Source organism: Pseudomonas sp. yb_2 (assembly GCF_043103905.1).
Classification (GTDB): domain Bacteria; phylum Pseudomonadota; class Gammaproteobacteria; order Pseudomonadales; family Pseudomonadaceae; genus Aquipseudomonas; species Aquipseudomonas alloputida.
On the sequence record NZ_JBICKH010000052.1, the window covers coordinates 54562 to 66881 of the forward strand.

13 protein-coding genes are annotated in these 12320 nt (G+C 62.3%); 9 read left to right on the top strand and 4 right to left on the bottom strand.

Translation table 11 applies throughout. The features are described 5' to 3' along the window. Positions 1–50: 50 nt before the first annotated feature. Positions 51–2411 (bottom strand): DNA polymerase II, encoded by a 2361-nt coding sequence (locus tag ACF8FB_RS12215; RefSeq protein ID WP_064492426.1) that lies wholly within the window; start codon positions 2409–2411, stop codon positions 51–53. A gap of 66 nt (positions 2412–2477) precedes the next feature. Then, on the bottom strand, positions 2478–3680 hold the full coding sequence (locus ACF8FB_RS12220; protein ID WP_010953347.1) for an MFS transporter: 1203 nt from the start codon (positions 3678–3680) through the stop codon (positions 2478–2480). On the opposite strand from ACF8FB_RS12220, the gene ACF8FB_RS12225 reads away from it, so the two are divergent. Then, positions 3611–3901 carry a LysR substrate-binding domain-containing protein gene (locus ACF8FB_RS12225; protein ID WP_232896363.1) on the top strand — a complete coding sequence of 97 codons (291 nt, stop codon included), beginning with the start codon at positions 3611–3613 and terminating at the stop codon, positions 3899–3901. The two genes, ACF8FB_RS12220 and ACF8FB_RS12225, sit on opposite strands and share 70 nt — an antisense overlap. Here ACF8FB_RS12225 and ACF8FB_RS12230 read toward each other — a convergent pair. Then, positions 3882–4802 (bottom strand): LysR substrate-binding domain-containing protein, encoded by a 921-nt coding sequence (locus ACF8FB_RS12230; protein WP_010953346.1) that lies wholly within the window; start codon positions 4800–4802, stop codon positions 3882–3884. The two genes, ACF8FB_RS12225 and ACF8FB_RS12230, sit on opposite strands and share 20 nt — an antisense overlap. Before the next feature lie 160 nt (positions 4803–4962). Here ACF8FB_RS12230 and ACF8FB_RS12235 point away from each other — a divergent pair, with 160 nt between their 5' ends. The 7 genes from ACF8FB_RS12235 (at position 4963) to ACF8FB_RS12265 (ending at position 10329) form a co-directional block, all read left to right on the top strand. Further along, positions 4963–5751, top strand: coding sequence for a YqcI/YcgG family protein (locus ACF8FB_RS12235; protein WP_392511393.1), 789 nt, complete (start codon positions 4963–4965; stop codon positions 5749–5751). A 2-nt stretch (positions 5752–5753) separates the two neighbouring features. Then, entirely contained in the window at positions 5754–6380 is a 627-nt protein-coding gene (locus tag ACF8FB_RS12240; RefSeq protein ID WP_003250434.1) for a LysE family translocator, read from the top strand. 39 nt (positions 6381–6419) lie between these two features. Then, positions 6420–7502 carry a hypothetical protein gene (locus ACF8FB_RS12245; RefSeq protein ID WP_392511394.1) on the top strand — a complete coding sequence of 361 codons (1083 nt, stop codon included), beginning with the start codon at positions 6420–6422 and terminating at the stop codon, positions 7500–7502. 138 nt (positions 7503–7640) lie between these two features. Then, the gene (locus tag ACF8FB_RS12250) at positions 7641–8336 is read left to right on the top strand and encodes a hypothetical protein (protein WP_049587593.1); all 696 of its coding nucleotides are present in this window, start codon (positions 7641–7643) and stop codon (positions 8334–8336) included. A 147-nt stretch (positions 8337–8483) separates the two neighbouring features. After that, entirely contained in the window at positions 8484–9176 is a 693-nt protein-coding gene (locus ACF8FB_RS12255) for an AzlC family ABC transporter permease (protein ID WP_010953341.1), read from the top strand. After that, complete coding sequence (locus ACF8FB_RS12260; protein WP_010953340.1) at positions 9173–9487, top strand: AzlD domain-containing protein; 315 nt, start codon at positions 9173–9175, stop codon at positions 9485–9487. Before ACF8FB_RS12255 ends, ACF8FB_RS12260 begins: the two co-directional genes overlap by 4 nt. Then, positions 9484–10329, top strand: coding sequence for an AraC family ligand binding domain-containing protein (locus ACF8FB_RS12265; protein ID WP_392511395.1), 846 nt, complete (start codon positions 9484–9486; stop codon positions 10327–10329). The genes ACF8FB_RS12260 and ACF8FB_RS12265 overlap by 4 nt, the downstream gene beginning before the upstream one ends. Positions 10330–10377: 48 nt before the next feature. Here ACF8FB_RS12265 and ACF8FB_RS12270 read toward each other — a convergent pair whose 3' ends face one another. Then, positions 10378–11595: an MFS transporter gene (locus ACF8FB_RS12270; RefSeq protein WP_049587591.1), complete on the bottom strand. Its 1218-nt coding sequence runs from the start codon at positions 11593–11595 to the stop codon at positions 10378–10380. Positions 11596–12051: 456 nt separating this feature from the next. Between ACF8FB_RS12270 and ACF8FB_RS12275 the strand changes: the two genes are divergently transcribed. Further along, complete coding sequence (locus ACF8FB_RS12275; RefSeq protein ID WP_003250422.1) at positions 12052–12279, top strand: hypothetical protein; 228 nt, start codon at positions 12052–12054, stop codon at positions 12277–12279. The last annotated feature ends 41 nt before the right edge of the window (positions 12280–12320 follow it).

The window sequence follows — 12320 nt, forward strand, 5'->3', positions numbered from 1 at the left end:
GAGTCTGAAGACTGTAGCGTCAGGCTGACGCCTAGCTATCTACCACCTGTTCAGAACAGCAGTAACTGATGGTCGGTAAGGCGCGCGAAATCATCGCCGACAAAGGGCAGGATGGCGTCGGCCACCGGCAGTAGCTGACGGCTGATGTAGTGATCGTAGTCGATCGGTGCCTGCAGGTTTTCCAGCGGCTCAGGCCCGGCGGTGGTGATCACGTAGCTGATCCAGCCACCACGCTGATACTGCAGAGGGCGCTGCAGGCGCTTGTTGTAGTCGTCGGCAAGGCGTGCGGCACGCACATGCGGCGGCACGTTGCGCTGGTAATCGGCCAGCGGGCGACGCAGGCGCTTGCGATAAACCAGCAGTTCGTCCTGCTCGCCCGCCAACGTGCGCCGTACATACTCGCGTACATAATCACGGTAGGGCTCGCTGCGGAACACACGGCCGTAGAGTTCCTGCTGGAACTGCCGGGCCAGCGGTGACCAGTCGGTGCGCACCGACTCCAGGCCCTTGTAAACCATTTCTTCAGCACCGTCAGCCCGCTGCACCAGGCCGGCATAGCGCTTCTTGCTGCCCTCGTCGGTGCCGCGGATGGTGGGCATCAGGAAGCGCCGGTAGTGCACCTCGAACTGCAGTTCGAGGGCGCTGTGCAGGTTCATGGTCTCGTGCAGATGGGCTTGCCACCATTGGTTGACCTTTGCCACCAGTTCTCGGCCAATGCGCGCCGCGTCTTCCTCGGCGTGGGCACCCTTGAGCCAGACAAAGGTGGAGTCGGTGTCACCGTAGATCACATCGTAGCCACACGCCTCGATCAGGGACCTGGTCTGGCGCATGATCTGGTGGCCGCGCATGGTGATCGACGACGCCAGGCGCGGGTCGAAGAAACGGCAACCGCTGGAGCCAAGCACGCCATAAAAGGCATTCATGATGATTTTCAAGGCCTGCGACAGCGGCGCATTGCCCTCGCGCTTGGCCGCTTCCCTGCCCTGCCACACCCGTTCGACGATGGCTGGCAGGCAGTGCTGTGTGCGTGAAAACCGCCCACCGCGAAAGCCCTCGACCGAATGTGCGTCGTCAGGCTGGCGTAGGCCTTCGATCAGCCCGACCGGGTCGATGAGAAAGGTCCGGATGATCGACGGGTACAGGCTCTTGTAGTCCAGCACCAGCACCGAGTCGTAAAGCCCTGGCCGCGAATCCATGACAAACCCGCCGGGGCTGGCTTCGTCCGGCCGGCTGCCAAGGCTGGGCGCGACAAAGCCAAGGCGGTGCATCTGTGGAATGTACAGGTGACAGAACGCGGCTACCGACCCACCGCTGCGGTCCACGGCCAATCCCGTCACCGAGGCACGTTCGAGCAGGAAGTCGAGCAGCCGGGTATGGGCGAAAATGCGCGTGACCAGTTCGCAGTCCTTCAGGTTGTAGCGTGCCAGGGCCGGTTTGTCTTCGGCGAAGCGGCGATTGATTTCGTCCATGCGTTGGTACGGCGTGTCGATGGCCTTGCCTTCACCCAGCAGGGTCTGGGCAACGTTCTCCAGGCTGAACGAGGCAAAGCTCCAGGTGGCCGAACGCAACGCCTCGATGCCATCGATCAGCAGCCGCCCCGGCGCATCGGCGAAAACATGGCCACCACCGGCATGGCTGCGCAGGGTCATGACCGCACCGTTGCGCCCCAGGGCCAGTGGCACCTGCAACGACTTGGCGTGCTCATGCAGCAGGCGCAGGTCGAACTGCACCAGGTTCCAGCCAATGATCGCGTCCGGGTCATGCCTGGCCATCCACTGGTTGAGCCGGGTGATCAAGGCGGCGCGATCGGCGCAATACTCCAGGTCGAAGTCAAGCCCGCTGGCATCGCCGTTGGCCGGGCCGAGCATGTACACCTGGCGCTGGCCACAGCCCTCCAGCGCGATGCTGTACAGCTCGCCACGCTCGCTGGTCTCGATATCCAGCGACACCAGGCGCAGCGCCGGGCGATAGCCTGGCAGAGGCCTGAGCTGGGCTTCCCGGTAAACGCCCTGCGCATCCGGCTGGCCAGTGAACTGCACCGGTGCCGTGATGAAGCGCTCCATGAGGTAACGCTCCGGCGGCCGGATATCGGCCTCGAACACGTCGATACCGGCCGTGCGCAGACGCTGCTCCAGTTGCATCAATTGGCGATGCTGGCGGGTATAGAGGCCGAGCATCGGGCGATGCTCGAAGTCCTTCAGGCGCAGTGGCTTGAGCTTCGTCCCGGTTTCGTTGGCCAGCAGCACACGGGCGTGCTCGGCCTGCGCCTGAGGAATGAAAGCCACCGACTCCTGCGCAGCCAGCCGTAACAGCCGCGGCCCGTCATCGGTGGCCAGCCAGAACTCCACGCAGGTGCCTTCCGGCGTATCGTGCCAGTGCCGGGTCAGGACAAAACCCTGCTGCAACTCCACTGCGTCGACCTCTGGATTGTCTTTAGATGGCGTTATTCTACCTGTGTCGTGCCTGGCATGAGTGTTTTAGCGCCTCCCCGCCACAAAACCGCTTCCCCGCCCGGCCACGGCCAGCAGCCAGGCCAAGGCGATCAACCCCAGCACTACCCCGCCAAACCACGCCACGCCGGCCCCAGCCAGCAACAATCCGCCAATGATTCCGCCCAGAGCAATGGCGCAGTTCCACACCGTCACCAGCATCGACTGCGCCACATCACCACCCTGGCCTGCGGCGTCGGCGCACGCTGTCTGCAGCAGGGTCGGGGCGCCGCCATAGGTCATTCCCCACAAGGCGATGCTCAGGTACACAAGCCACGACGATGCCTGCCCCAATGCCAGCGTGGCCAAGGCAAAACCGGCCAGGCTCAGCAACACCAGCTTGCGCAGGTGCCGGTCGACCAGCAGCCCTACCAGGCCGATCCCGGCCAGCGCCGACAGACCAAACACCATCAGCACCGGGCCAATGTCCGCAGCCATGCCAGCCGCCGCCAGCAACGGCACGATATAGGTGTAGAGAATGTTATGGCCAAGGATCCAGGTGAGGATCACCAGCAATACGATCAACACCCCTGGCGTGCGCAATACCTGCATGGCCGCCGGGCGCTTGCCGGCAGCCTGCCCCGGGTAGTCCGGCACGGATCGCAACACCCACACCACCAGCTGCGACGCCACCAGCGTGACGACCACGAACGTCGCGCGCCAGCCCAGCCCCGCTCCCAGCCATGTCGCAATCGGCAAGCCGAGCGACAAGGCAATCGGCTGCCCAAGCATGGCCAGCGCCATGGCCCGGCCCTGCAACGGCACCGGCACCATGCGCCGGGCATGGCCAGCAATCAGGCCCCATGCCAGGCCGGCCGCAGCCCCCGTGAAAAAGCGCAGCACCAGGGTCAGCGTGTTGGAGTTCGACAAGGCCGTCAGCCCGTTGAACAGCACGAAGCCGATGATCGCCAGCAACAGCGCCCGGCGCCGATACCAGCCTTGGGTCAACGTCACCAACGGGATGGCGGTCAGTAACGAGCCCAAGGCATACGCCGTGACCCATTGCCCAGCCATGGCCTGGCTGATGTGCATGCCATCGGCGATCTGGTCGAGCAGACCCGCCGGCGCATACCTGCCTGCATTATCGCTTCCCCAGCAACGGCAAGCTGGAAACCTGGCCGCTGCGCCAGGAGCATCCCGAGCAAGCCTATGACATCCCCATCTCGATGGTCTGCAACCACGTCGAAACACGCGTTTGCTTTGCCTTGAACCACCGCGGCATTACCTGTCTGCCGGACTTCAACGTGGGTCGCGAACTGGCCGATGGCTCACTGGTCAGTGTCCTCGACGACTTCATGGAACGGCGCGGCAGCTTCTATCTGCTGTGGCCGTCCGGGCGGCAGATGCCGCCAAAGTTGCGGGTATTCATCGACTTCATGCTCGCTCGGGTATTCAACCGTACAGGTAGTTGATGTCCTTGTAGGCCAGCGGCGGTACCTGGCCGAGCAGGAAGTCACGCAGCTTGTGCATCTGCCGCGCTTTTGGGCTGGCCTTGAGCCAGGTCATGTAGTAACCGTCGCCGGTGGCCACGGCATGCTTGAAAGGCGTGACCAGGCGCCCGGCGGCCAGGTCGGTGCTGGCCAGTACCAGATCGACCACTGAAATGCCCAGGCCTTGCTGGGCGGCCGATATGCCCTGGTCGAGGGTATCGAACACCTGCCCCTGGTCGATGCTGATGTCCAGCGCATCCATTCGCGCCAGCCAACGCCGCCAGTCACGCCGGTCGGGTGACGGGTGCAGGAACTCGCATCGGGGCAGGTCGGACAGTTGCGGTTGCACCTGCGTCATGTAATCCGGGTGACATACCGGGATCAGCCATTCATCGAACAGCTTGAAACTCTCGATATCGGCGGGAAATCGCCCGCTGGCCAGGAGAATGGCACAGTCGTAGGGCTCGGAATAGAAATCCACGCTGTCGATATCCATCCACACACTGGACAGCTGCACACTGCAGTTGTCCTCGACCTTCTTGAACGCATCCAGCGCCCGCAGCAGCCAGCGCACCGTGAGCGTGGACGGCGCCTTCAGGCGCAGGCCATAGCGATCCTGACGCAGCAGTGCGCAGGCATTCTCGATGATCTTGAAACCGACCTTCAGCTCTTGCGCCAGCAGGCGGCCGTGCTCGGTCAGGCTCAGTTTCGGGCCCCGACGTTCGAACAGGTCGCAGCCGAACAGGGCTTCGAGGGTCTTGATGTGGTGGCTGACGGCGCCCTGGGTCAGGGCCAGCTCTTCAGCCGCACGGGTGAAAGAGCCATAGCGAGAGGCCACCTCGAAGGCACGTAACGCGTGCAAGGCCTGAATCCGTTCCGACATGGCGGCGTCCCGAGCATGAGTAGGACTAATAGTAGGTCATAACTCCACGCGTTTTACAACGACAAGAGCGTCTCGGAAAATGCAGGTAAATAACAAACATAACCAAGATCCTGCCTGCATGTGACTGGAACGTTCACTTAAATCAACGCCTGGGGAAATCATGTTTACGGGATATGGAAATTGCTATCGCCTGGATGCGCTGGAGCTCGCCGCTGATCATGGTCACACCATGCAACACTGGACGTTCAAAACCATAGAACACTTTCGCAGTATTCTCGCCAACCCCGAATTCCCCTGCCTGTTCGGCCGCAAGGCGGTAAACGGCGAAACCTGCCACATTCTCTTCGCCCGCGCCGAGCAACTGGCCGATGATATCGCGCAGGGCCTGGCCAACTATGTGCGCACCGTCGCACCGATCGCACCCAAGCAGCGCATCGGCAGCCCTTTGGTGGTGTTTCTCGAAACCGCAGCCGGCAGCAGCCTGGCCGAGCAGCAGGCCTTGGCCTGGAAGGTACTGCGCGGCGTGCATGCGCGCGACCCTCACCCTTGGCCGCAGGGCATCCCGACCGATCCCGACGATACCGGCTGGTCATTCTGCTATGCCGGCATGCCGCTGTTCATCAACATGAACTTCCCCGGCCATCAGCAGATGAAAAGCCGCAATCTGGGCCAGCACATCACCTTCGTCATCAACCCGCGGGAGAACTTCGACGAAGTGGCCAACGCCAGCACCGAGAGTGGCAAGCGCATCCGCGAACGGATTCGCGAGCGCGTGCACCACTACAACGACGGCGTTGTGCCCGACACCCTTGGCTTTTTCGGCGATACCGACAACTACGAGTGGAAGCAGTATCAACTGCAGGAGGCAGGCTCGCTCAACCCGTCACGCTGCCCCTTCCATGCCCATGCCGCACACCAGGCGACACCCGACATACTGATCGAGAACTGACCGTGAATACCGCACTCACCGCCACCTACGCCCTCACCGTGCTGCTACTGATCGCCACTCCCGGCCCGGTGGTGGCACTGATCGTCAACACTGCGGCCGCCTCCGGCTCGCGCAAGGCCATGTTCACCGCCGTCGGCACCAACTGGGCATCACTGGTGCTGATCGGCGCGGCAGCGTGGATCATCCTCACCAGTGCCGCCATCGACAAAACATGGCTCAGCACCATGAGCCTGCTGGGCTGCCTGTTCATCGGCTACATTGCCATGGGCACGTTGAGGGACGCCCTGCAGGCACCCGCGTCAGACGCGGCGAGCGAGGCCCCCAAGGCTGGGCGCGGTGGGCTGATGCAAGGCTTCATGGTGGGCATTTCCAACCCGAAAGACATCATTTTCTTCATCGCCTTCTTCCCGCAGTTCATTCAGATCACCGAATCGTTCGGCAAGAGCATGGTGGTGCTGTCGCTGCTGTGGGTGGCCATCGATTTCGCCGTGCTCAGCCTGTACATCTTCGCCATCGGCAAGATCGCCTCGCAGCGCAGCAACCGCATCATCAGCCTGGCGTCGGGCGTCGCCCTGCTGCTGATCGCCGCCGGCGGCCTGCTGTACAACCTCAAGGAACTGGCGGCCTGAATCTGCTGCAAAGTACCCGGCTTAAGCGAAGGAGAGACCATGACCACGACTGACACGCGCCCGTCTCCTTCGCCGCTGCAGCAGGACTACCAACGCTTTCTCCTGCTGGGCAGTCGCCGTGCCCCCTATACCCTGCATGTGCACGAAACCGGCTACCGCTCCGGCACCATCAACACCGATGCCCTTGGCTTGCGCTACAGCCATTGCGCCGGCAAGCGCTTTTCGGCGGCCGAGCACGCTGGTGCGTCGCGCATCAACCTGCTGGTCGGCGGCTCCACAGCCCTGGGCATCGGCGCCAGCTCCGACGAACACACAGTGGCCTCGCACCTGTCGATGCTCACGGGCGAAGTCTGGCTGAGCCTGGCCGGCTGCGGGCTCAACGCCACCCAGGAATTGATGATGTTCCTGACCCACCAGCACCGCCTTGGCCAGCTCGGCCATGTGGTGGTGCTCAGTGGCCTCAACAGCCTGGCCCACGAAGCCCTGTGTGAAGTCCTCGCAGGTACCAACGACCCGCAGCACGCCAAGGCCTACCAGGCCTTTCTCAACAGTTTTAGCGAAGGCATGCAGCCCTGCGCACCACCTCGTCGGCAGTCGCTGTGGCGGCGCATCGGACAAGCGCTGACCCCTCCTGTGGCCGCGCCCCCGGTCAGCTGGCCACTGTCGCCCCCGGAAAAACGGCTGGCCCGTGCCGCCGACAACATTGGCCGCACCTTGCGCCAATGGGATCGCCTGCTGGCAGACAGCCACGCCACGCTCACCTTCATCCTGCAACCCTTGCTGCCCTGGTGCCGGGATACCCTGCCCGCCGGAGAGCAAGCCATGCTGACCGCGCTGCAGCAACAACCGGCGAACTTCGACCGGCTGCTGGAGGGCGCATTCGACAGACAGTTGCATTCGGCATTTTTCCGCCGCATCAAAAGCCAGGCCGACCCGGTGCCCTGCTACGACATGAACTGCATGCTCGACAGCTCGCCCGTGTTCGGCGCCGACCTGTTCATCGACCGCCTGCACCTGAACGATCTGGGCAACAATGCCTTGGCCAAGGTGATCACCGCCAAGCTTGGGCTGGCCCAGGAAAAACATGCCCAGCGCAAGGTCACGCCGATCAAGCTCGTCTGACAGTTGTCGGGTGGTCTTTCGGCCACCCCCCTTGGGTGGCTAGAATACGTCGTCGTTACGATTTGCCCGAGGCGCACGTTTGACCGCCATGAACACCGAAGCCGTCCATCCGTACTTGGCCACCCATGGGGTTTGCCTGTGAGCCTTGTGCGACGCCTGCCCCCGCTATTGGCTGCGCTGATGCCGCTGGCCGCGCAAGCGCTGGAGGTACGCATCGACCCTCATGCCGACCTGCTCTACCGTCAGGCCTTGCCGCTACTGGAGCAGGCCGACAACCAGGACGACGCTGCCAGCACGCTGCACACCGCAGTGGGCGGCGACCCTGAGCTTAGCCGCCAGGGCCAGGCCATGGCTCACACCTTGCCGACAGCGGTTGCCCTGCTGAAAAAATCGGTAGCGCTTGGCCACCCGGTCGCACAGTACCGCCTGGCGCTGTACTACATGACGTACCTGCCCGCCGCGCAAATCCCGGACGCCGCCTGCCCGTTGCTCGAAGCCAGCCTCCAGCAGGGTTTTGCCGCACCGGCGCCCGCCATCGCCACCTGGTGCCGGCCCTACAACGTCAGCAGCGAGTACCGTACAGCGCTGGAGGCCATCCCCAGCATGGCCACCGTGTACGCCCCCTACTACCCGCAACCGGCCACGCGCCTGGCCTGCAACCGCAGCCGGCCACAAGGCCTGGAAATGCTGTGGGGGCGTCAGCGCGACTACCAGGCCGAGGTGTACCGCCTGCTTGGCGACCTCGACCCACAGCAGCGCACGAGCCTGCTGCAGAAAGCCGTAGACATCAATGGCTGCGCAACGGCGCAACAGCTGCTGACCAGCCGCCCATAACCCAGGGTCATTCGGGGCCGCCTTGCGGCCCTGTTGTCAGTTGGCCACTGAGGTTGAGACGAACACGCCTCGACCAGCAAGATCGTTCAAGCCATCCCCTGCCCCGTCTGTCATGCTGGCCTGCCTCGTAGCCGTCATGCAGCCATCATGCCCCACATCGCCCGCCAAGCCTTTCTTCACGGCGCCATTGCCATTCTCCCGTTGTCCCTGGCCGTTGCCCCTTGGGGCCTGCTGGCCGGATCCATGGCCATCGAGGCCAACCTCAGCGCCTGGCAGGGGCAAGGGCTGTCGGCCATCGTCTTCGCCGGCGCCGCACAGCTGGTGGCCATTGGCATGCTCAAGGGGGGTGCCAACCTGGCATCGATCCTGCTCACCACCCTGCTGCTGACCTCGCAGCACCTGCTGTATGGCCTGTCGATGCGCCCGGTATTGTCCAGCCAGCCGCTGCGCTGGCGCCTGGGCCTGGGCTTTCTGCTGACCGACGAATTCTTCGCCCTGACCAGCCAGTACGACCGGCAGCAATTCAACCGCTGGTATGCCTTGGGGGTGGGCCTGACCTTCTACATCGCCTGGAACCTGTTCACCCTGGCCGGCATACTGCTGGGCCAGAACATTCCACACCTGGACCAGTTCGGTCTGGATTTCTCCATTGTCGCCACTTTTGTCGCCCTGATCGCGCCCCTGGTGCGCAACCTGGCCACCGTGGTGTGCGTAGCCGTGTCGCTGTTCTGTTCGGTGCTGTTCAGCTACTGGCACTGGGAAACCGCCCTGGTGGTCGCAGGCCTGCTGGGCATGAGCGCCGGGTTCATCTGCCAGAAATTCGCCGGAGCCCGCGCATGACCTGGATCCTGATTTTCGCCATGGGCGCCATCGTGTTTCTCAACCGCTACGCATTCCTGGAGCCGCGCCTGCCCTTGCGCCTGAGCTCGAATGCCCGGCAGTTTCTCGGCTTTGCCGTGCCGGGCATGCTCACCGCCATCTGCGGCCCGATCATCTTCATGCCTGACCACCAGCTCAACCTGAGCCTGCTCAACCCCTACCTGCTGGGCTCCCTTGTAGCCATCGCCCTGGTGCTGTTGACCCGCAGCGTATTGCTGAGCATGCTGGTGAGCATGTTGATCTTCTTCCTTCTGCGCAGCTGGCTGGCATGAGCCCGGCCTTGCGCGAGCAGACACACCTCTGGCAGGCGCCAGCCCTTGGCGACGTCGAGATGCTGCACGCTCGCTACTATCAGCAGCGCTTCGCCCCGCATGTGCACGAAGGCTATGTATTCACCGTGATCGAGTCGGGCGCCCAGCGCTTCTGGCACCGCGGCAGCGAGCACCTGGCACCGGTCGGCAGCATGGTGCTGATCAACCCCGACGAACTGCATACCGGCGCTACGGCCCATGAAGCCGGCTGGCGTTATCGCGGCTTCTATCCCGAGCACGAGCGGGTGACCGGTGTGCTTGACGAACTGGAACTGGGCCGCCACGGCATGCCCAGCTTCAAGGACAGCGTGATCCATGACCCGGCCCTGGCCCTCGCGTTCAGCCAGCTGCATCAGTTGTCCGAAGCCAGCGCCAGCGCCTTGCAGCAGCAGACGGCCTGGCGCCAGGCGGTGCTGGCCCTGGTGCAGCGGCACGGGCAGTGCGCCGAGCCTTCGGCCCCTGGCCACGAACCCCTGGCCGTAGCCCGCGCCCGCGAACTGCTGGAAAGCCAACTGGCCGACCCGCCCTCACTGGAAGCGCTGGCGGCAGCAGTCAACCTGTCGCCGTTCCACTTCGCCCGGGTGTTCCGCCAGGCCACCGGACTGCCACCCCATGCCTGGCTGAAGCAACGCCGCCTGGCCCGCGCCCGCGAAATGCTGAAGCACGGCCTGGCCGCTTCGCAAGTGGCGTTCGACCTCGGCTTTGCCGACCAGAGCCATTTGAGCCGGCAGTTCAAGCAGGCCTATGGGGTGACCCCGGGGGCGTATCGGCAAGCCTGCGTTCATTCTGCTCTACGCGCGTGAAAGGGCGGCAGCGCCCTCTCGAACTTGCATCTATACGCCAGGCCCAAGCTATGTACGGCTGTCGACATCTGGGCCACGTCCTTTCATGTTCCAGCGCACTGGCGCGATGAGTAACATGAGCGTCATCCAGATAAAGGTTGCCGGCCCCGCAAGCACGAAGACCAAACTGGCAATCAACCCTGATACGGCATCACTCATCACGGCGGTGAAGTAATAGAGGGAAAAATTCCTGCCCACTTCATGCTCCCTCGACAAGCACTGGATGTTGGTCACGATTGCGATATCGACAAATGCACCAATGAAACCAACCAGGAACAGAATCAACAGGAACAGCCAGTTATTGAATTGCAGCGCCACTGCTGCAGCAAAAAACAGCCCGCCATAGAGCATCCAGTAACGCAGCACCAATCCTGCGGTTGTGCGCGGATTGAAGCGCGTGTAGAGCATGCCCCCCACCACCGTGCCTGCCGCAAGCAGTGAAAACACGTATCCAACCGCCGCTTCAGAGGCGAAGTGCTCCAGCACCGATGCTGGAAGGATAAAGCGAATCACCGACGTGGCGAACATCGCACAGAGTGTGGTGCAGCCAATGACAGCGAACAACGGCGCATTGCCGGCCCTCAACTGACTCACACTGCCCGCCGCATCCCTGATTATGGCGCACCCATCGAATGCCTGTTGGACACTACACCTGGCAGGCGTCAAGGTAGCGATACAAATGGCCGACACGATAAGGCACATTGCAAAAAACAAGAAAGTGGCTTCTCGAGACAGCAGTAACACACAGGCCGAAAAGACCAGCGGCCCGAGGATCGAGGCGGCGTCCTCGATTACCTGGATACCGCTGTTCACCGTGGCTAACTCATCCTTTTCGACAAGGTCCGGAAAGTACGCGCGAAACGTGGGCACATAAAGGCATTCGAGCGCTGTCATGACCATTGCGAGGCCCACCAACGCAAGTAATACTGGCGTGAACACGCTGAACAAGGCAAAGAAGGAAAGTGCCAGCAGGCCTTTTGTCACCTCGATTGCTAATAGTGTGTGTTTCTTGTTGGCGTTATCTGCCAGCCAGCCACCCAATGGCGAAAACACCACACTTGGCAAGTAACGAAAAAAGTAGGCGATGCCGATCAAAAGCATATCCGCATCTGTGATGGACACGATCGCCACGGCAAATGCAGCCTCGAAGGCAAATTCACCACATTTGGAAAAGCTGTAGCCCAGCGACAGCGAACGCGTTCCGGGGTTAATGCGCAATGTCAGCATTAGCGGGTACTTCCTGGCGACATCGCTCCTGAACACTTGGATTGCAGATTCATATGGGCACTCCTTTGAGCCGATTGAGATTGCCAAATATTGGCCAACTCAATCTAAGACTCGGCCAGGATTGAGCTCAACATGAAAGTTGTAACAACGCCGATGCTTTCTGCAAGCGAAAATCAGAAACCCGGAATTTTCCTACAACAACCATTCTTTGAATGCAGACCCGACGGCATTTTCCCGACTGTGCAGTTGAGCACTTCAACAGGTCACGTTCAGAAATCGAGCCCTGAATCCCTTGCACGGCACGAGCATCAACTTTAAACACGCTGTTTATAAGTAACGAGTTGTTACTGGGCCGCAAGAGCAGCCACTGGCAGCTGCCGCAGCGCACCTTGCAAAGGCCGCAAGAGCCTGGCCAACCCTCTGCTACACTGACAAGGCTGAATGGAGGATCCTGCCATGTCCGAAAGAGAGCTCACCACCCTTCTGTCGTTGATGAACCAGCGCCAGGCCTGTCTGAGCAGTGCCTGCAAGGAGATTGCCGACTGGATCGACCGGCAGGGCGATGTGCCCGCCGCCGGCAAGATCCGCGCTAGCCTGAAGGCACTGGAGGCCGATGAGGCCCAGGTTCGCAAGACCCTGACGTCGCTGACCCTCGACAGACCGCTGCCGCGCTTTCGTAGCTGAAAGGCGCAGTTGAAAAGAAAAGGGCCGCTGAACGCGGCCCT

Bases quoted from the DNA above. Each gene is read 5' to 3' on its own strand.
- ACF8FB_RS12230 (WP_010953346.1), bottom strand. From the start codon at position 4,802: ATGTCGGAACGGATTCAGGCCTTGCACGCGTTACGTGCCTTCGAGGTG.
- ACF8FB_RS12235 (WP_392511393.1), top strand. From the start codon at position 4,963: ATGTTTACGGGATATGGAAATTGCTATCGCCTGGATGCGCTGGAGCTC.
- ACF8FB_RS12245 (WP_392511394.1), top strand. From the start codon at position 6,420: ATGACCACGACTGACACGCGCCCGTCTCCTTCGCCGCTGCAGCAGGAC.
- ACF8FB_RS12255 (WP_010953341.1), top strand. From the start codon at position 8,484: ATGCCCCACATCGCCCGCCAAGCCTTTCTTCACGGCGCCATTGCCATT.
- ACF8FB_RS12260 (WP_010953340.1), top strand. From the start codon at position 9,173: ATGACCTGGATCCTGATTTTCGCCATGGGCGCCATCGTGTTTCTCAAC.
- ACF8FB_RS12265 (WP_392511395.1), top strand. From the start codon at position 9,484: ATGAGCCCGGCCTTGCGCGAGCAGACACACCTCTGGCAGGCGCCAGCC.
- ACF8FB_RS12270 (WP_049587591.1), bottom strand. From the start codon at position 11,595: ATGCTGACATTGCGCATTAACCCCGGAACGCGTTCGCTGTCGCTGGGC.
- ACF8FB_RS12275 (WP_003250422.1), top strand. From the start codon at position 12,052: ATGTCCGAAAGAGAGCTCACCACCCTTCTGTCGTTGATGAACCAGCGC.